The organism is Marinomonas foliarum, from assembly GCF_003337275.1.
In the GTDB taxonomy this organism is placed as follows: Bacteria; Pseudomonadota; Gammaproteobacteria; order Pseudomonadales; family Marinomonadaceae; genus Marinomonas; species Marinomonas foliarum.
In genome coordinates this window covers 17,152-37,039 of the sequence record NZ_QPJQ01000035.1, presented here as the reverse complement: position 1 = coordinate 37,039, position 19,888 = coordinate 17,152, and the positions used below count along the sequence as shown (strand labels likewise).

Genomic DNA, 19,888 nt, shown 5'->3' with positions numbered 1-19,888 from the left:
GATTATGACGTGGAAAAATAATCATTGGGTGAAGTTCCTTGAAGGGTATTGTAAGGGAAAGAATCAAATACAAGATGAATATGTGAGAAAGGTCGCTAAAAGGCTCGGTATTGATGAGCCTTTAGATATTAAATTTCCTTGGCAACAAGAAATTCTCGCCAAATTCCAGTCCAAAGAAAATCACAACCTTATTATATTGACTGGAACCGCTGGAGATGGAAAAACAAAACTTTGCAGGGATATTGTTCAAGCACTTGACGGTGAAGCATTTGATGAAAATATATGGAATGAAAATAGTTACTTCAGCACGGATGAACGCACGGTAGTAAAGGATTTTTCTGAACTCAAAGAAGACAAGAATCGTCTTATTCGAGAACTTATCACCATCTTAGATACTAGAGTTGTCCCCAAACCCATTTTGGTGGCGGTAAATGACGGAATTCTAGTTGAAGAGTTAGAAAATTTTATAAACAACTCTTCTACCGAAGAAGAGAAATCAACAGCTAAAATTTTAAAGGAAATTATTGAAGATAAAATTAACTTAGGCTTCAGTGAGTGTGACGGGCAAGAGATTGTCAACCTCATTAACCTTTCCAAGCTAAACGCAAAAGAAAATATGGCCTTAATTTTTGATACCATACTTAATCATTCAGGCTGGAGTGATTGTAATGGATGCGCAGGAAAAGAGGAAAAAAACTGCGTGATATATAATAAGTATCATTTGCTCAAAACTGAACCGCATATAAAAGAAAACTTGAGCAACATCATCCTTCTTCTTCAGCTCAATAACGAGCATTTTACTATTCGGGAGTTATTGAACCTCGCGACCAATACTCTACTCGCTTCGGTGCCAAAGCCTAAAGCACTACGTATCGCTGATATGGATGCAGGAATAGGCACATTAAACTGCATTGCCATGTCCCAAGTAGATCATCCAGGCATATTCGATTCAGAATCAAGTATAGAAGTAGGCTTTTGGGGAATGAATCTCGGCGCACATAAAATGCGTTACAACAGACCATTCTCGGAAATTAATAAATTGGTTTTTGGGGAATTATCCACAAATTACTGGGATAGATTGCTTAGACATAAAGCCGAACGCACCTTCTCCATACCTCTTGATATGAACAACAATCTATTTGAAGCCAGACGCATTGAAGGTGTAGATGCTAACAATGAGCTTTGGGGTGCGCTCATGCGGCGATCTCGAATGCAGCTCTACTGCTATCAGAAGAATGATAACAATGCGTACCACCTCCAACGATATGCCCATTTTGGTGTTTATCGAGAAAATATTTATGATGTCCTGTGCGATTCCGACCGTGCAACAGACGTGAACACTATCGCAATGATTATACTCTCGCTCAATCGAGTGTTTCATGGCAGATATATATCTGAAGGATCAGGAAGAGACAGATTATTTATCCCAGAAAAAGGACAGGGATCAATAACACCGATCTCTATTTTTCATGGAGAAGATATACGTGAACGAGACATTGTTATCAAGACCATTAAAAATGACATGTCTCTATCAGGGGCGCGAATCGAACCTGTACTGATATTGGAGATAGACCGCGAACACGAAGTTAAACTATCGCTAACAGTTGAACTATTTGACTATCTCGCACATGTATCACGAGGCGCTCCGCCGAATACTACAGACCCAAGACTATACAAAAAACTTTTGATTCTTCGATCGAAAATATCAACCCTTATCAAAAGAAACAGAAGAACTGAAACTTATTCAATACAAAATGGCGAATTCAAGCCGGTCATATTGGAGGTTCAAAATGGATGAAGAAAATTCCAATATGATTAATGTACAGAAAATATACGGCTTGAAAAATATCCCATATGTTGAACATATTTGGGGGCATCGTTTTAGACCTGAACAAACACCAATGCTACTACTTTTTGAGCTATTTTGCGTTATTGAAAATCAGTATCAAGCTAAGCGGCAAGGGTTCATCAAAAATATATTTTCACCAGAGAACGATACGTTATATTTCAGACATAAACGTAACTTTAAGCTGCGTATTCTGCTCTATCAGAACGAGATACTAGAAACCATATACCGTTCAAAAGCTACTGATTCCGAAAAGTGGGAGCGGCAATCTGATTTTTTGAAAAACCTAGATGGCAATAATTTTTGTTTCAAAGATGATGATATAGAGCATATTCGTAAAAACTATAAGTCATTTGACAATTTTTATAATGCTTTGAAAATATTAGGTTCACTGACCTTTGATCCATTATCGAATAAACGATGGACTTCAAAATTTATCTTCCCCATAAGCCATGAATATATCTGGTGTGATTTCAATAGTGTTGAAGGCTCAGAAGGCGAAGACAGGCGCTTTTTTTCAAGGGGCGGTGAAATTGTATATCTCATGCTTTGCAGAAGCTCCGAGGACAGTAGATTACGTCTTGAAGAATTATTTAGCGAATGGCTAGAAAGTGATGGAGATTCTTATTCAAACCTCGCTAAATCACTAGCTATTCAAGAAGAACGCTACCCGTTGGAATCCAATAAGCGAAGAAATCTTGGATATTTACCCTACGAAGGCATGCAGTGTTTTGAAACACTAGCAGAGGATGTAATTAAGACACTTAATCTTGATCTTGAGCGCTTGGACAAAATAAAAATACTTTCCGATATGATCGGATTCCACATTGGAAACTATATTTATAGCATTGGCGAACAAAATACTGGAGTTGAAAATGGCGTGGAGGACAGGTCGCCTACCTATATTGCGGAAGTGCTGACGAAGACCACTAATAGCATTCGTAAGGCATCTATTCAAAGTGTCTCAACTCAGAGAAACCGCCTAAAGAGAACCCTAACAAACAGTATACCGTCTTTATTTGAATGGTACGACGACACAGACGATCCCATCGATAGAGATAATATCCTGAAAGAGTCGTCCGAAGATGCGTTGGATTATTTGAATAAAAATATCGTCGGATATCCACATATATGCTTCAGACATATTGGCTTTGTTTCGCGTAAAAATACGCGGAGTTTCAGATATGTCATCACTGAGGACTTTTTACATTCTTTGGTGATTACGCTATTAGGATCAGAAAAACGCTTGGAGTTTAGAAAATTCATGAAGGCTTTGACGGAACGATATAACATCTTTATAGATCAGCCGCCAAACCAAGACTCAGAAATTCTTCAGAGCGACTTAAACAGAAACGCTAAAAACCTTTCTGTCCTGCTGTATCAAATGGGGATGTTGAGGCATCTTTCAGACGCGTGCAGCTACGTCGTCAATCCGTATTTGGAGGATACTCTGTGAGATCATTAGCCCAGTATTACTTTAAACTTATTGAGTCTGACTATAACGACTGGCTCAATAATAATAGTGGCGACGGGGTGCCAGGACGACTTGTGCTTAGAGAGTTTGACCCGCTTGTGGTAGAGGCGTTACTGGAGACCATTCAATCGTCACATCTACCAATAGCGCTAACAGGAAGTGAGTCAGGCTTTATCATTGCTGTTGAAGATCATGAACACTATCAAAACCTGAAAATAGAGAAATATTCATTTGCGGATCTTACTCATGAAAGAAATAGAGTTGGTAATTTTTTCTGCTTGATGTTTATCGCTGAAACCAAGCCAACACATGACCAAGTCACCAGAATAGATCAAAGCGTCGTTTTTGATATTGCAGAAACATTGCAATGGGTAAACATTGCCAAGCATCTCCAATCTAACTCTATCGGATTTACGCAAGAGCAAGTTAAAGAGCTTGCGTCTTTTGTTAGCGAATTGACGAACAACAAGTGGAACAACCGCCCGTTTATTAAGATAGACAAGATCAATGAGTTTATTGACCATGTAATATCGGACACGATACGTGATGGTTTGCTTTGGGATGCTATCGGTCGTAACTGCGTTTATTTAGGTGGTATCAATCGTCTAGATGAATTTAGAGTTCTGAAGGGTGCAGGAAAGGATTTTCGAAAAGCATTCCGAAAGCAAATATCAAATACACTTCTTATGGATATTGATTTTTGGGGAGCAATTGTTCGTTTTAGAGAAATCGATAAATCTGAGATTGACGAAAATCTACAAAAAATCCGAGAGGGTGAGCCAGAATATTCAGCGTTTTGTGATCACATGGATGAATATTTTAATGTTTACTTTCAAAATCCCGAAGCGGCAAAGGAGTTACAATGTCGCATCCAGCAAAACTATGATTCTCAAGCGCCTTTTAGCTCGGTACTACAACCCAAAAAGGCATCAATTAAATTCAAACTTGGCGAAGAAACACTTCAATTTCTCGCTGACAATGACATTCGTATCTCTGACTCTCATTTAGAGATAGTCCAGCTAGTGGACGACAAAGCAGAAAAGCCAGAGAAGAATGATTTACGATCATTTTACTTCACCCACTCGAAAGACCTTTCAGAGAATTCCAAACTCGAAAAAGCATGGCTGAAAGAAATCAGTAGCAGCAAGATTACGGAGTGTGATGATTTTGTAGAGGGGTTATTTACCGTACTCTCGAAATCAGTATTCATGGCGGATATTGGTCCAGACAAAATTCAGCTTTCTCTCGCTAAAGATCGCTCCAAGCGGATGCTACAAAAGAAAAATAGAGATGCAATAGAATTTTTCTTTAACGAATATCGCGGATTATCGGATTTCTGGCTACTCTTTGGAGAAAATTTTGAGATCGATTACCCTAAGCCTTTTTCAGAAGATGATCTGTTAGACCCGAGTAACAAGGAACTTAAAAAAGGACGTAACGGAAAATCTGCCAATGAGCTTTATTTTAGAGTTATTAGGTACAGTGAAGACCCTAACTCACCGTCCGAATCTTGGGATCTGAAATGGTATTTTAATCCTTTAGGCTTTGAATCCGCTAAGTTTACGGACTTCCAAAAGGTTCTTGATAGAAAAGGTTATTGTCACAAACACAAAATTTCGATTGATCCACTTTTTGTAAAACGCTCGGAATGCAGCCCGACAATTAGCAACAGCCAAATGTTTTTGTCTGTTAGCACGCGAATGAAACGCGGAGAACTGATCAGGAAAGCAGATAAAGAAGAAAGCGGCATTAGTGATCTCTTATCCCAGCTTTTGCAGCATCGCCACCTTACACAAAAAGATCATGATACGTTTATAGGTATCTATGATAAGTTTGTCATTGAGTGGAAAAATGCTGTTGATTCCACGCTAAAAAAACCTCTGCTCGTTGAGCTGTCGTCTTTCGAGGATTCCTTCAATGAGTTATTAGAGTTTCTCGTATCCCGAACAGAGATTGGGGAGAGTTTTAGAGAGCTTCTTTATGAATTTATCACGGCTCACACCCTGTTTGTAGGTGATAATGCCGACTATGCAGTCTATCTGCCTTGGTCGCCTTATAGTCTGCTAATGACAGCGCAAAAAAATAAAATCTTTAGGGATGTTGCCGCTTCTTACAAAGAAAAGCGCCTTCGTATTGGCAATAAAGATGATGGTGTTTTATCAAAATTAATCGCAGAACTAAACGACTCTTACGGTAAAAGTCTGTTTCTACGAAAAAACGATAGACTCGAATGGTTGGACCTCGTATGCACCCAATCCCGCTTTGGATATTTTGAGTATACCTCACTAGCAAACTCAAAGAACGCTCTGCGTGAAAAGGAAATCCGCTCTGTTATCAAGGCAACCACTGAGAAATTTCTAGAGACCTTCCCAAATGAACGTCATCACTTACAAGTTATGTGTAGTGGACTGCTATCCTACGAGCATGTTCTCACTGTTTACGATGAGCTATTGAAACTATCGGAAGATCAAGAAGATCAAATATCACTTTCCATCACATTCACCTGTAACGACCGTCACATATTAGATGTAATCTACCAAAGGATTTGCGAGAGTTTTGATGCCAGCAAGATTGACAGCAATATTAAAGTCCGAGTTGTAAGTGCGCTAGACGAGGTTCTTGAAGGTGAAGTTGATCTTTTGTTTAGCTTCGACCCACTTTACACGACGAATGTACTATCGTTAGACGCTCCGAAATATGTAGTTTCCTCAAATAATGGTGTCTTTTGGGAATATTGTGCCTCACGTAAAATCCCTTCCAATCCAATTACAAAAAAATCGTCTTTCGCCCTCAATAATCATATATTTGATGTTACAGCGGCTAACTTTCAAAAAGCCTTTATGCGTTGTGCGGGTAAGCCAGGATCTATATCGTTTTGCCGAGAGGTTGCGCAAACCGAACTTAAAGACGAGATCAACAAAGGGTTGGCAAAAAGTAACTGGTTGGTAATTTATGATTATTTGCTTTGCAAGGATACGCTTAGCTTAAGCGAGAATATGGGCAGCCCATTTGGATTAGGAAATCGTCGTGTCCTACGTTATGTGCAGGGTGAAGGGTTAAAAAGGTCTCTAGCGATCATTACGGAGAAAGAAACCCATTACATCACAACAAACCTTGATAGCAGCTTACGGAAATGGAGAATTGTACATCCTGATAACATATCTTCTGTTGTTGATAAGATCTTCACGCTCTCTAATTCCTTTAGCAGCGACGTTCTTCTTAAATCCGTTGGGAATGGAAATTTCTCGCACGACTTAGTAGGAACAGCGGGTTCTACAGTATTAATTCAATCTTTACTTAAAGAACAAGATAAGATCGCTGAAATATTTTGGGTTCATCTCGACGATTATATTGGCTGGTTTAAGTCTTCCGTTGAAGATGACGCCTTAAAATCTATAGGACGTTCGGTCAATTATCTCTCTGATCTTATGGGGATGTATTTAACTCATGATGTCGATGGCAAAATATCAATCAATATTGTCATTTGCGAATCAAAGCTCATCAATGGTTCTGTTGAACAAACAGTAAAATCATGCAAGCAACTAAAATCTACCTGTGAGCTGGTTAGGTCAATGCTGGAAACAGCATTTGCGTTTGATTTTTGCTATTGGCTTAACAAATTCCTTGAGTTTGCTATTGGTAATTTCAAGTTTTCGCCTAATGTTTTTGATTTTAGCAACCTACTAAATCTCGATAAAGAAAATGTCCGCATAAATCTATATGGCTTATCAGTGCTGTTTCACTACGATAATGACTCCATCAAATCGGATTTCTACAAAATTTATGGATCTGACTATCTAAATCAAATATCGCTTAGCTTTCAGGATACGAAGAAAGTGTTTAAGCATTTGCTCGATTCTTCCGCAGTGCTGGATTTAGATGCTGCTGTTAAGCTCACGCCGCTGGAGTTAAATAGAAGGCAGTTAGAGCGCCCCTCAACACTTCAGGAAGCTATTCTGGAAGAGACACCCTCTGTACCAGAATCCAGCCCTGAGCCTGTTGAAGTAGTCGCTATCGAAGAGGTTGCTGAAGCAGAAGAAGCTCAAACTGCCTCAGAAGACACTATAGAGCCTCAATATTCGAGATCAGAGCATTTAGCAGTTCGGACATCGGCAGATGGAAAATCCGTATTAGACCTGATTTATAGATGTCTTGCTTATCTAGACAGCAATACTGAGATTAAGGAAGATGATCCTATCGACGTGGAGCATGTCAAAACTGGGGTTCGTAAAATCCTCAGCCATTCAAATTTGCCTTCTAACTTTTCAGATACGCTAATTACTCCAAACTCGATTGTTATAAAGCTACTCGGTGATGTAAATCTGAATGCGAGCAAGATTACAAATATGCGAGGTACATTTTTGTCGGTTGTCGGCTTATCACTACGGCAAGTTTATCCTGAATCAGGAGTTATGGTTTTAGTGTTTGATCGGGATAAACGGCAAACTGTTCATTTTTCTGAGTTGATCAAAAGCACGCTTTCCGAAAGGAAGAAGACGCTAAAAGATGGATTCAATAACAAAATTCTTATAGGTCAAAACGAATTTGGTGAGAATTGTTGCTTTTTCAAACTTGATGGCGCAAGCCCTCATGCACTTGTTGGTGGGCAAACCAAATCTGGGAAATCAATATTGATGAACAATATGATTACCGACTTGATAATGACCAATACTCCAGAGAATTTGCGACTGCGGCTCTTTGATCCCAAGCAAGTAGAATTTGCATCCTATTCCAACTCTGCTCACTTAGCCCACTCTGTTGTGCTAGACAAAGAGGAGGCTGTGATTCGGTTAAAAGAAGCAGAGCACTTAATGAATGAGCGATATGTGCAGCTCAAGGATTTGGGCTTAAAAGATATAGAAGCCTATAACCTACGCTTTCCAGATAATCGAATGTCTAGAGAAGTGGTGTTCTTTGACGAGTTAGCCGACTGGATTTTAGATAATGAATTCAAAAAGAATGCAAAAGATATTATTGTAAGGCTGTCATCCAAAGGTCGTGCAGCAGGTGTCCATTTAGTGCTTGCAACTCAACGACCCAGTAATGATGTGGTCTTCCCTCTACTGCGTGCTAATTTAGATACAAAGATTGCTCTGAAAGTTGACCGAGATCTAAACTCAGAAATTATTCTTGGTGAGTCAGGAGCAGAAAATCTACTAGGTTATGGGCATGGCATAGTTAAGACTGAGGGGCATACAATGAGTATTCAGGTTGGATTCACTGAATCAAAATTATTTGATGGTCTGGTAGAGCTAATAATTAACTATTGGAGATTCGAACGATAGGCTATGGTAATGTAAGCTAGCTAAAGTCGTAAATATTTGAGCCTTTATAGGTATAGATTGTTTTTTGTTAGCAACTTTATTGTTATGCATTTGGTTTTAAAAAAGCTGACATAACAAAAAATTAACAACTTTATTTATATTTAATAAAAAATTATTCTATAAAATCAATGATTTTTATGTCTGTAAGTTAACAACTTTATTGTCTTCTAACACTTAGTGTGGTTGTTCAAGTGATAGGTATCCTGGAACAAAATTATGTAACCTTGAGCAGATAAATGTACTCTGTCTATTGTTTGGGTATCTCTAAACAAAGTATTGTAACCTAATTTTTACTCCTGTATGTTGTATATAAAACATACAGGAGCTAATTATGGTTGCTTCGTTTCATCTCTACTCAGAGCTTAAAATTCAAAGTAAACTCAAAAATGGTAGTGGCTGTGGAGCAGGTAGGAGCTACAAGCCGTGGCTTACAGTGCAAGAGTTCACTTCTTCTGGGCGGCGTTTCACATCGCTCACTTTTTAATAAATCTTCTAGAATTCTTCATTTGTTCTCTGATCTGGAGTTCATTTACTCGTGTTTATTTGATTGGAGTCCCTGCGTTACTGACTGCAGGGAGCGCTATCCACTGTTACGTGATGATGTTCAAAGTATTAGTGAGGAATTAAGTATTCCTGTTATTTCATATGAAGGCGTCCAGCAAGTAAGGTTTTCAGACTTTCTGGTAGATGATGCTGCTCATCCACTAGGTCAATATGCAGTTGATATTCGATATTTGAATGATCTGAAATCGAATGGTGCTATCGAGGCATTGGAGCTACAGCGACGCTATTGGGAGATGAAGAATATCGGACGTAATTCTTTTGGCGCCTTTAAGAGAATGTTGAGGAAACCATCAATGAAGAATAACTCGCTTTCATTGTGATTTTTTCCACGCTTCTATGAACGCTAGGCAAAGCCAAGCGATGAGCCTATCGCTGGTGGTGGAGTACGACATTCCTATGCGAATGCATTGCGACGACTTGGCTATGTTTTGCCGTTCTTCGCGAGAAAATATGACGCCCTTGGCTACAGAAGCAACCTGCGTCCTAGTTTGTTTAATAGGACACCCTAACGTCGGCGTTTCGTGTGAAGTCCTAAGGTCGTTCCCACTTCAAACGATGACGTTTGATGCTGTCAGTGGTGGACAGAGATGTATGCGTCAGTGTGCCACTACAAGTCGATAATTGGGTGAAGGGGCTTCGCGTTTGAGTAGAACGTAAAATCGGTGGTAGAGAGAGCCGCCCGTAGGCCCGTCACATAAAAAGCTGAAAAAGGACTTGACTGCCTGCTCTGAGATGATTTAGATTGAACGTAATCGATTACAAAGCGACTTTTTAGCAGTCACTTAGTAGTTTCGCCTTCGGGCGTTTTTTTTAATATATCGTATGTAAACGATTATATTTCGGCGGGATAAGGGATAAGGGATATGACCACAATCAGTGATGTCGCTAAGAAGGCTGGGGTTTCGACGGCTACCGTATCAAGGGTTCTGGCTAATACCGATTCAGTAACCCCAAAAACCCGAGAACGGGTAATGGCGGCGGCCGAGGCCCTGAATTACAAGCCCAACGCTCTGGCTCGTAACTTAAGGGTGTCATCGACCCGCGCTATCCTTGTGGTCGTGCCAGATATCTCCAATCCGTTTTTTTCCGAGATCCTTCGTGGTATTGAGCTTGTAGCGAATAAGAGCGGCTACCAGGTCCTGTTAGGAGACTCCGATAACATGCTGGAACGAGAGGTTGAGTATCTGGATTTTCTCAGACAACGACAAGCCGACGGCATGATTATGCTGACTGCACGGATGGACCAGAGCCTGCTCGAAAACATCGCTGCGCAGTATCCTGTGGTATTGGGCTGTGAATATTTTGATGAGGGTTCAGCTATAAATACGGTTTCGGTCGATAACATAAGGGCCGGATACAAGGCCGCCGAACACCTGATCAAGTTGGGCCATAAACGTATCGGATATATCTCCGGACCGGAGGGTATCGTTCTTAGCCGGGATCGCCTCAAGGGGTTCCAGAAGGCGATGTCCGACTATGGCCTGCAACCGGATGAATTGCTGATCGAAGTGGGCTCTTTCAGCTATGACTCCGGTTGGACCGCCATGGATAGATACCTTGCGCTGGAAGTGGGTCCAACTGCCGTTTTCGCAGCAAGTGATGAGATGGCTATTGGCGCCATCAAGGCGGCTCGCAAGGCTGGTCTTGATGTTCCTAAAGATCTTGCGGTCGTGGGTATGGATAACATCAAGTTCGCTTCCATTTTTGAGCCTTCGATCACGACGATTGCGCAACCTATGTGCGAGATTGGTTGTACCGCAATGGAGTTGCTGTTGAAGGTCATTAATAAAGAAGCAATTCCGCAGAAAAAAGTTGTATTGAAGGACGAACTAATCGTAAGGGAATCCTGTGGTGGTAATTTGAAAATCACCAGTGAGACCTCGGATTAATTCGTTTTTTTAAAGTGAAATGTAATCCATTACATTGTGCCGGAATCCAATTATCGACTGGGTATCGGGTAAATTCATTGCATAAAGATAGGTGTGAATAATGAAACTAGGTTATGAAACAAATACTTGGGGTGGAGTTGTCGGACATCCAGGCGGTGTGACCTCAATCAAGGATGCCTACTATGTGGCCAATGGTTCCAGCGAACAGGCCATTCGCGATATAGCAGCGGTTGGCTATAACGGCTTCGAGATGTTCGATGGCAACCTGATGCAGTTTCGTGATGACAAGCAGGCGTTCCGTGACTTGCTGCAGCAAACATCGCAGACCTTCATCGGTGTATATACCGGGGCCAATTTCATTTACCCAGATATTCTCGAAGAAGAGCTGCTGAAGTTCCGCAATGTTGCCGAATTAACTGCCGAACTGGGAGGAGAGCATTTTGTCATCGGTGGAGGAGCAATTCGAGGTACCGGTATCCGACCCGATGATCACAAATTGCTGGCCGACGGCCTGAATCAGGCTATGCAGATTGCAGAGCAAGCGGGACTTGTCGCCAGTTACCACCCCCATTTGGGCAGTCTGGTCGAATCACCGGAGCAACTTGATCAGATTATGCCTCTGACCGATATCCATCTGTGCCCGGATACCGCCCATATCGAGGCGGGCGGTGGAGACCCCGCCGACGTAGTACGTCGTTACGGTCAGCGTATTAAGTACATACATTTCAAAGACTTGAAAAATAATGAGTTTCTGCCGCTGGGTACCGGCGTGCAGAACTTCGATGCCATTGTCAGTGTGCTGAAGGAGCACGATTACGATGGCTGGATCACTGTAGAGCTCGACAGCTATGCGGATCCCAGGGCTGGTGCGCAGATCAGCAAAGATTTCCTTAAGAAGCACTTCGACTACGTGTAATGCAAATCGACAGTCAATAAACACTTTCTCCGCCCCGGAGATTATCGCTGCAACAACAGGAGATTATCGCTGCAATAACAACAGGAACTTATCCATGCATAAAAATAACAACAGGAGCATATCCATGCATAAAAATAACAACAGGAGCATATCCATGCATAACAATAACAACAGGAGCTTATCCATGCATAACAATAACAGAAGTACCCTCTCCTCAGGTGTGCGCTCGCTGCTGATTGCCGGCGGACTGATGACCGCAAGCCTGGCCTTCTCAACTGGCGTCAGCGCTGCAGGTCTGACCATCAACCAGTCTCTGCCGGATAGCGCTATTCTCAGCAAGGGACCTGGCGGTGAGAGCGCAGTGTCAGCCAAGACGCTGTCGCTGAGCGAAACCGAACTGCAACAGATTCGGGATGGCGGTTATACGGCTGCCATCGCGATGCACTATGCCGGCAACGACTGGTCCCAGGCACAGGTTAACGGGCTGCAAGCCGCCTTCGATAAAATGGGTATCGACGTGGTTGCCGTGACCGATGCCCAATTCAAGCCGGAAAAGCAGGTGGCCGATATCGAAACGCTGCTGGCTCGCAGTCCTGACGTGATCGTCAGTATCCCGGTCGATGCAGTCTCGACTGCTCATGCCTACAAGCGGGCCGCGGAGGCCGGCGTCAAGCTGGTGTTCATGGATAATAAGCCGAATCAGCTGGAGGCACCGGCTGATTACATCAGCGTGGTGTCTGCCGACAACTACGGCAATGGCATCGTAGCCGCGCATATCCTGGCCAAATCACTGAATGGCAAGGGCAAAATCGGCGTGATCTATCACGCGGCTGACTTTTTCGTGACTAAGCAGCGCACCGATGCCTTCGAAGCCACTATCAAGAGCGAGTACCCTGGAATCGAGATCGTCGCCCGTGGCGGTATTTCTGGCCCGAACGATGGTGAAAAAGTCGCCTCAGCCATGTTGACCAAGAATCCGGCGCTCGACGGCATCTTCGTAGTCTGGGATGTGCCGGCAGAGGGTGCACTGACCGCGGCCCGTACGGCTGGGCGCAGTGATCTAGCGATTACCACCATAGATCTGGGTATCATCGCGGCGCTCGATATCGCACGCGGCGGTCCGATTAAAGGGCTCGGCGCACAGCTGCCTTATGAGCAGGGCACTGCTGAAGCGATCCTGGCCGGCTATGCATTGCTGGGTAAGGAAGCACCGAGCTATGTCGCCGTGCCGGCGCTGAGCGTCACCCAGGACAACATACTGGATGCCTGGCAACTGGTCTATAACCAGCCGGCTCCCTCAATGATTCAAGATGCCGCCAAGCGAAACGAAAAATAATGCACGAACGAGAGGATTAACAGAATAATGAAAACACTTAATGTAGGTATGATCGGCGCCGGTTTTATGGGCAAAGCCCATGCGATGGCGTATGCAGCGATGCCAATGTTTTTCTGGCCGGCGCCAGCAATCACAGTACGTAAGATGGTCGCCGACGTGACCGAAGAGGCTGCTAAGGACGCTGCACTGCGTTTGGGCTTTGAGAGCTATACGGCTGACTGGCGTGACATCATCAACAACCCGGAGATCGATATTGTCGATATCGTGACGCCGAATGACTCTCATGCCGAGATTGCGATTGCCGCGGCCCGGGCTGGTAAGCACATTATCTGCGAGAAGCCGCTGGCGCGTGGTGCCGAAGAGTCCAAGACCATGCTCGACGCGGTTCAGGCGGCAGGTGTCAAACACATGGTGGCCTTCAACTACCGCCGCACCCCGGCCGTCGCGCTGGCGAAAAAGTATATCGACGAAGGTGCCATCGGCAAGGTGCTGAATTTCCGCGGTACCTATCTGCAGGACTGGTCGGCTGATCCGAATTCGCCACTGTCCTGGCGTTTCCAGAAGTCTATTGCAGGTTCTGGTGCCCTGGGCGATATCGGCACCCATGTGCTCGATTTCGCTCGCTACCTGGCCGGTGATGTCGCCGAAGTCATGGCGACCACCAAGACCTGGATCAACGAGCGTCCGGTGCAGGCCGGCGGTGTCGACAAGCTCGGCACGGTCAAGAGCAGTGACGATGTTGAAAAGTGCCCGGTCGATGTCGACGATGAGGTGCTGTCGATGTTGCGCTTCGAAAACGGTGCTATCGGCAGCATCGAGGCAACCCGCAACGGTCATGGTCGCAATAACTTCCTGACCTTTGAGGTGCATGGTGAAAAAGGGTCTATCTCTTTTAACTACGAGCGTCGCGACGAGTTGAAGGTGTTCTTCAAGGATGATCCTGAAGACCGACGTGGTTTCCGTACCGTTTATACCGGTCCGGCACATCCGTACGGTGACGGCCTCTGGCCGATTCCTGCACTGGGCATCGGCTATGGCGAGACCAAGATCATCGAAACCTATGATCTGGTCAAGTCGATAGTCGATGACACGGACGTATCGCCTAACTTTGCTGACGGGTACCGTATCGAGCAGATTGCCGATGCGATTCTGAAGTCGGCGCAAGAAGGTCGTTGGGTTTCGGTTGACGAAATCTGATACTGCTCTCGCTGATTACTGCTTTATCTGAGCCCTCCGTCGCTTGTGGCGGAGGGCCACATTCACAAAGGTAAGCACGATGGATACCCAAGTTCATTTGAAAATGTCCAACATCTGCAAGGCTTTCAACGGCATACCGGTTCTCGAAAAAGTCGGCTTCGAGCTGAGGAAGGGCGAAGTGCATGCCCTGATGGGTGGCAATGGTGCTGGCAAGTCCACGCTCATGAAGATCCTGACCGGCGTGTATCGGGCTGATGAGGGCGCGGTACTGCTGGACGGACAGCCAATCGAGATCCAGAACACCGAGGATGCTGAAGCCCACGGCATAGCCATGATCTTTCAGGAGTTCAGCCTGGTACCGTCGCTGACGGTCGCGCAGAATATTTTCCTGAACCGCGAACCCAGGACTGCTATGGGGCTTATTGACGACCGGGCCTGTGTGCGCAAGACCCGGGAGTTGTTGCAGGAACTCAACGTTGATATCGATCCCAATACGCCGGTTGAACAACTCGGCGTGGGATACTGGCAGATGACGGAAATTACCAAGGCTCTTTCCAAGAACGCCAAGATTCTGATAATGGATGAGCCGACCTCCTCGTTAACGGAAAACGAGACCGAAGTCCTGTTCAGGTTCATTAAAAAGCTCAAGGAAAAGGAGATTTCCGTGATCTATATCTCACACCGTATGGACGAGATATTCGAGATCTGCGATCGCACCACCATTCTACGAGACGGTAAATGGGTGCTGACGGAAAGTCATGACAGCCTGACCGTTGAGCGGATGATAGAGCACATTATTGGCGGCAATATGGAGCAGGCGTTCGTCTGGTCCGAGCGCCAGTACGACCGCGCGGGCGAGCCACTGCTCCGAGTGAGCGATCTACATTCCGGTAGCCGTGTTCGCGGCGTCAGTTTCGATCTTCACCGAGGCGAAATTCTGGGTATTGCCGGGCTGATGGGCAGCGGCCGCTCTGAAACAATGCGCGCACTTTTCGGAATCGATCCGATCGACCGGGGGGAAGTTTTTATCAATGGTTCGAAAACGGCAATTCGCCGCCCGGACGATGCGATTGCGGCGGGTCTTGCGCTGGTGCCTGAAGATCGGCGGGTACAGGGTTTGGTGCTGGATCAGGATGTCAAAAGCAATATGTTGCTGCCGATCCTCAACCGGATAAAGAAGGGCCTGTTCGTTGATGATCCCGCCGGAGAGGCAATCGTTCAGGACTATGTTCGCAAGCTAAACATCAAGACCGACAATATTTTCAAGGCCGTCAATCTGCTGTCAGGCGGTAATCAACAGAAGATCGTGCTGGCTAAATGGCTGGTCAATGCGCCTGACATACTGCTGCTCGATGAGCCAACCATCGGCGTCGATATCGGTGCCAAAATCGAAATCATGGAAATCATCCGGCAGTTCGCCGATGCGGGCAAGGCGGTGCTGGTGGTGTCGTCGGAACTTACCGAGCTGCTGGCCCTGGCTGACCGTGTCATCGTTTTCCATCAGGGAAGCGTGACGCAGCAATTTGATCGTAAAAACATCGCATCTGAGGAGGTATTGCAACATGCAATCCAAGGCTAATAATCTGCCGGCCAGCACGCGCTTTTCGCTGCGTGGTTTCGACTGGCGTCGTTACATCGTTTATGTCGCCTTCGTGGCGGTGTTCTTCTATTTCTCCGTGACCCTTTACGACGAAGGCTTTCTGTCGACTAACAACCTGCTGAATATCGCCCGGCAGACTGCGATGATCGCGATTATGGCCGTGGCCATGACCTTTGTAATCGGGGCCGCTCAGATCGACCTTTCGGTTGGCTCGGTCGCCGCATTGTCTGCATTGATATCTGCGCTGGCGATGCAGGCAGGGCTCGGCATGTTCGGTGGGATAATCGCGGGCCTCGGCACTGGAGCTCTGATTGGCCTGATCAATGGTCTGCTGATTACTCAGATTGCGATACCAGCGTTTCTGGTAACGCTGGGCATGATGATCATCACCAAGGGCCTGGCAATGTGGGTCACTGATACTGCACCGGTCCCGATTCTGAATGAGAGCTTTACCTTCCTGTTCGGTTCGGGCGATTTGGGTCCCATTCCGGTGTTGCTATTCTGGATGGTCGTGATCGGCATCATCGGCCATGTGCTGCTGCGCAAAACCGTGTACGGCAGACGCACGCTGGCGGTGGGCGGAAATGAGAACGCCGCGGAATTCTCCGGCGTTCACGTCAAGCGTATCAAACTGCTGGTTATGGTGGGCTCAGGTATGCTCGCGGGGCTTGCCGGCATGCTATACGCCGGACGCATGCACTCGGCGCGCTTTACCTTCGGCGAAGGGGACGAGCTGTCGGTTATTGCTGCTGTCATCCTCGGTGGCACCAGCCTGTTTGGCGGCACTGCAACCGTCATTGGTACCATTTTCGGTGCGTTGATGATCGGCATGATCAACAACGGTTTGATCATCATGGGGCTGGATGTCAGCCAGCAGATGGTGGTTAAGGGTCTGATCATCATTCTGGCCGTGGCCTTCGGTAAAAAAGCCGCACAACGCTGATCGGGCTGACGTGCCGGTTCCGTCCGGCACGTTATGTACTGCTTGGATTATTTTCAGCGTCTGTTTTGGACGCCTGGGGTTCCTGTTGCCTGAGTTCGGGCGGAACGTCCCAGAGATTGAATGGGTAAACACTATGAAAACGATTAAAGGTCCTGCAATTTTCCTGGCGCAATTCGCCAGTGATGAGGCGCCATTCAACAGCTTCGCGTCGATCTGCCGCTGGGCGGCTGATCTGGGTTTCAAAGGGGTTCAGGTCCCGAGTTGGGACAGCCGCCTGATTGACCTGAGGCTGGCAGCCGAGTCCCTCGATTACTGCGATGAGTTGAACGGCGTGGCCGCCGAGCAGGGCGTGCAGATAACCGAACTGTCGACACACCTGCAGGGGCAACTGGTGGCCGTACATCCGGCTTATGACGAGGCCTTCGACGGCTTTGCGCCGCCCGAGGTGCGCGGCAATCCCAAGGCCCGTGCCAACTGGGCCGCCGACCAGTTACTGCTGGCGGCCAAGGCGTCCCGCAACCTAGGGCTGAGCGCCCATGCGACCTTTTCCGGCGCGCTGGCCTGGCCCTATATCTATCCCTGGCCGCAGCGTCCGGCGGGCCTGATTGAGACCGCCTTCGATGAACTGGCAAAACGCTGGCGGCCAATTCTCGATGCTTTCGACAATGCTGGTGTCGATCTGTGTTACGAGATTCATCCGGGGGAGGATCTGCACGACGGCGCCAGCTTCGAGATGTTCCTAGACAGGGTTGAGCAGCATCCGCGTTGTAATATTCTGTTCGACCCTAGCCATTTCGTGTTGCAGTCCATCGACTACCTAGCATTCATGGATATCTATCGTGATCGGATCAAAATGGTTCATGTCAAGGATGCTGAATTCAATCCCAATGGACGCATGGGGGCCTACGGTGGCTACCAGTCTTGGGTCGAGCGCGCCGGCCGCTTCCGTTCTCTGGGCGATGGCCAGGTCGACTTTAAGGGGATATTCGCCAAGCTGGCGGCCATGGATTTCGACGGCTGGGCGGTGCTGGAGTGGGAATGCTGCCTCAAGCACCCGGAAGTTGGGGCCCGCGAGGGCGCAGCGTTTATCGGCGACCATATCATTCAGGTCACCGATCGAGCGTTTGACGACTTTGCCGATGCCGGCAGCGACGAGGCGATGAACCGCAAGATGCTTGGAATAGGAGGCTGAACCCATGCAACAGGAAGGTTACGCCCGACCAATACGTCTGGGCATGGTGGGCGGTGGTATCGACGCCTTTATCGGCACCGTGCACCGATTCGCTGCCAGGCTTGACGGCCAGTATGAGCTGGTAGCCGGGGCCCTGTCGTCGTCCCCGGACAAGGCGCGTCTCTCTGGCGAGAGACTGGGGCTAGCAGAGGACCGGATCTATACCGATTTTCTGGAGATGGCCCAGCGCGAGGTGGAACGGCCGGATGGCATCGAAGCTGTTGCCATCGTGACGCCCAATCATATGCACTTTCCGGTAGCCCGGGCCTTTCTCAGTGTCGGGATTCATGTAATCTGCGACAAGCCGATGACGGCCTCGCTGGCAGACGCCCGCGAGCTGGTGAGCCTTGCCGGGCGCAGTAAGGCGCTGTTTGCGCTGACCCACAACTACACCGCTTATCCGCTGGTGCGTGAGGCCCGCCAGATGATTGCTGAAGGTCGGCTGGGAGCGCTGCGGGTTGTGCAGGTTGAATATGCCCAGGATTGGCTGACCGAATCGATCGAGAATGAAGGGCAGAAGCAAGCCAGTTGGCGGAATGATCCGGCCCAGGCTGGGGCCGGCGGTTGCATTGGCGATATCGGTACCCATGCCTTTAATCTGCTCTCATTTATCACCGGTCTTGAAACGGAGCGCCTCTGTGCGGACCTGAGCTCCTTCGGCCCCGGTCGCCAACTCGACGACAATGTCCATATGATGCTGCGCTTCAAAGGTGGGGCCCGCGGGATGCTCTGGGCCAGCCAGGTGGCGTCCGGCAACGAAAACCATCTCGCGATCCGTATCTACGGCGAGAAGGGGGGACTGGAGTGGCAGCAGGAAAATCCGAACCAACTCTGGTACTGCCCGTTCGGTGAACCGCGCCGACTGCTGACCCGCGGTGGAGCCGCCCTGTCGTCTGCAGCGAGTGCGGTGACGCGCACACCCGCCGGACATCCCGAGGGTTATCTGGAAGCCTTCGCCAGCCTCTACAGCGATATCGCTACTGCGATCCGCGCACGGCAACTGGATGACGACAGCCACGCTCAGGGAGGTCTTGTACCCTCCGTTCAAAGCGGAATTGAGGGGCTGCTGTTTATCGATGCGGCCGTCAGGTCTCGGGGTAGCTGGGTAAGCCTGACGCAGGACTGATTTCAATTCGTCCACAAATCGATTTGGTAATGTTCGTTTTGTACCGACTCCGGTAGATGCTCTGGGCAATCACCTAACGTCCGGTTCAGAGAATCCAGAACGATCCTGTTAAGGCGCAATGTGCGCCTTGCAGCTATTTCCGATCTGAAGGCTTTGGGCTGCAAAGTGCTGTTAGGTGTGGTGAGGCACTGCGGACTAAATGTCCGCTTAGGGCCATGAGCGGAAGTTGACGGTTTCAGATCAGTTCAAAGCCACCCGCCAATATTTCTGAGATTAAGCATCAATCACGTCTTGGATCGTGACTCGCGCGAGATCAGCTCTTTTCGAACCACGGTAACGTCCTTCGGGGCATCTATACCCAGTCTAGTTTGTTCCCGTCATCGACGCATCGGTCAATGATGATCTTGATACTGTCGCCGATGTATAGTGACTCTCCATCGAA

Annotated in this window: 13 protein-coding genes and 1 pseudogene; 13 read left to right on the top strand and 1 reads right to left on the bottom strand. The window is 47.1% G+C overall.

Going from position 1 to position 19,888, the window contains the following annotated elements:
* Nucleotides 1-4: 4 nt before the first annotated feature.
* The 13 genes from DFP77_RS15920 to DFP77_RS15865 all read left to right on the top strand — a co-directional run bounded on the left by DFP77_RS15920 (nucleotide 5) and on the right by DFP77_RS15865 (nucleotide 19,446).
* Nucleotides 5-1,798 (top strand): hypothetical protein, encoded by a 1,794-nt coding sequence (locus DFP77_RS15920; RefSeq protein WP_114413216.1) that lies wholly within the window; start codon nucleotides 5-7, stop codon nucleotides 1,796-1,798.
* A complete protein-coding gene (locus DFP77_RS15915) occupies nucleotides 1,791-3,302 on the top strand; it encodes a hypothetical protein (protein WP_114413215.1) in 1,512 nt (503 codons plus the stop codon). Before DFP77_RS15920 ends, DFP77_RS15915 begins: the two co-directional genes overlap by 8 nt.
* Entirely contained in the window at nucleotides 3,299-8,605 is a 5,307-nt protein-coding gene (locus tag DFP77_RS15910; protein WP_114413214.1) for an FtsK/SpoIIIE domain-containing protein, read from the top strand. Before DFP77_RS15915 ends, DFP77_RS15910 begins: the two co-directional genes overlap by 4 nt.
* A gap of 374 nt (nucleotides 8,606-8,979) precedes the next feature.
* The gene (locus tag DFP77_RS15905) at nucleotides 8,980-9,528 is read left to right on the top strand and encodes a PDDEXK family nuclease (RefSeq protein ID WP_147270565.1); all 549 of its coding nucleotides are present in this window, start codon (nucleotides 8,980-8,982) and stop codon (nucleotides 9,526-9,528) included.
* A gap of 40 nt (nucleotides 9,529-9,568) precedes the next feature.
* Entirely contained in the window at nucleotides 9,569-9,829 is a 261-nt protein-coding gene (locus tag DFP77_RS19690; protein ID WP_147270564.1) for a hypothetical protein, read from the top strand.
* Between the two features lie 242 nt (nucleotides 9,830-10,071).
* Complete coding sequence (locus tag DFP77_RS15900; protein ID WP_114413212.1) at nucleotides 10,072-11,097, top strand: LacI family DNA-binding transcriptional regulator; 1,026 nt, start codon at nucleotides 10,072-10,074, stop codon at nucleotides 11,095-11,097.
* 100 nt (nucleotides 11,098-11,197) lie between these two features.
* A complete protein-coding gene (locus DFP77_RS15895; protein WP_114413211.1) occupies nucleotides 11,198-12,013 on the top strand; it encodes a sugar phosphate isomerase/epimerase family protein in 816 nt (271 codons plus the stop codon).
* A gap of 184 nt (nucleotides 12,014-12,197) precedes the next feature.
* Entirely contained in the window at nucleotides 12,198-13,349 is a 1,152-nt protein-coding gene (locus DFP77_RS15890; RefSeq protein ID WP_220235548.1) for a substrate-binding domain-containing protein, read from the top strand.
* A gap of 27 nt (nucleotides 13,350-13,376) precedes the next feature.
* Nucleotides 13,377-14,546, top strand: a complete 1,170-nt coding sequence (locus DFP77_RS15885) for a levoglucosan dehydrogenase (protein ID WP_114413209.1) — start codon at nucleotides 13,377-13,379, stop codon at nucleotides 14,544-14,546.
* A 79-nt stretch (nucleotides 14,547-14,625) separates the two neighbouring features.
* The gene (locus tag DFP77_RS15880) at nucleotides 14,626-16,125 is read left to right on the top strand and encodes a sugar ABC transporter ATP-binding protein (protein WP_114413208.1); all 1,500 of its coding nucleotides are present in this window, start codon (nucleotides 14,626-14,628) and stop codon (nucleotides 16,123-16,125) included.
* Nucleotides 16,109-17,089 carry an ABC transporter permease gene (locus tag DFP77_RS15875; RefSeq protein ID WP_114413207.1) on the top strand — a complete coding sequence of 327 codons (981 nt, stop codon included), beginning with the start codon at nucleotides 16,109-16,111 and terminating at the stop codon, nucleotides 17,087-17,089. Before DFP77_RS15880 ends, DFP77_RS15875 begins: the two co-directional genes overlap by 17 nt.
* A gap of 133 nt (nucleotides 17,090-17,222) precedes the next feature.
* Nucleotides 17,223-18,281: a sugar phosphate isomerase/epimerase family protein gene (locus tag DFP77_RS15870; protein ID WP_114413206.1), complete on the top strand. Its 1,059-nt coding sequence runs from the start codon at nucleotides 17,223-17,225 to the stop codon at nucleotides 18,279-18,281.
* Nucleotides 18,282-18,285: 4 nt separating this feature from the next.
* The gene (locus tag DFP77_RS15865; protein WP_258861193.1) at nucleotides 18,286-19,446 is read left to right on the top strand and encodes a Gfo/Idh/MocA family protein; all 1,161 of its coding nucleotides are present in this window, start codon (nucleotides 18,286-18,288) and stop codon (nucleotides 19,444-19,446) included.
* A gap of 284 nt (nucleotides 19,447-19,730) precedes the next feature.
* Here DFP77_RS15865 and DFP77_RS20040 read toward each other — a convergent pair.
* Nucleotides 19,731-19,814, bottom strand: a pseudogene (locus DFP77_RS20040) (carbon storage regulator); the annotation flags it as partial.
* Between the last annotated feature and the right edge of the window lie 74 nt (nucleotides 19,815-19,888).

Excerpts from the sequence above, each read along its gene's own strand:
- DFP77_RS15920 (WP_114413216.1), top strand. The coding sequence starts at position 5 with ATGACGTGGAAAAATAATCATTGGGTGAAGTTCCTTGAAGGGTATTGT.
- DFP77_RS15915 (WP_114413215.1), top strand. The coding sequence starts at position 1,791 with ATGGATGAAGAAAATTCCAATATGATTAATGTACAGAAAATATACGGC.
- DFP77_RS19690 (WP_147270564.1), top strand. The coding sequence starts at position 9,569 with ATGAGCCTATCGCTGGTGGTGGAGTACGACATTCCTATGCGAATGCAT.
- DFP77_RS15900 (WP_114413212.1), top strand. The coding sequence starts at position 10,072 with ATGACCACAATCAGTGATGTCGCTAAGAAGGCTGGGGTTTCGACGGCT.
- DFP77_RS15895 (WP_114413211.1), top strand. The coding sequence starts at position 11,198 with ATGAAACTAGGTTATGAAACAAATACTTGGGGTGGAGTTGTCGGACAT.
- DFP77_RS15890 (WP_220235548.1), top strand. The coding sequence starts at position 12,198 with ATGCATAACAATAACAGAAGTACCCTCTCCTCAGGTGTGCGCTCGCTG.
- DFP77_RS15885 (WP_114413209.1), top strand. The coding sequence starts at position 13,377 with ATGAAAACACTTAATGTAGGTATGATCGGCGCCGGTTTTATGGGCAAA.
- DFP77_RS15880 (WP_114413208.1), top strand. The coding sequence starts at position 14,626 with ATGGATACCCAAGTTCATTTGAAAATGTCCAACATCTGCAAGGCTTTC.
- DFP77_RS15875 (WP_114413207.1), top strand. The coding sequence starts at position 16,109 with ATGCAATCCAAGGCTAATAATCTGCCGGCCAGCACGCGCTTTTCGCTG.
- DFP77_RS15870 (WP_114413206.1), top strand. The coding sequence starts at position 17,223 with ATGAAAACGATTAAAGGTCCTGCAATTTTCCTGGCGCAATTCGCCAGT.
- DFP77_RS15865 (WP_258861193.1), top strand. The coding sequence starts at position 18,286 with ATGCAACAGGAAGGTTACGCCCGACCAATACGTCTGGGCATGGTGGGC.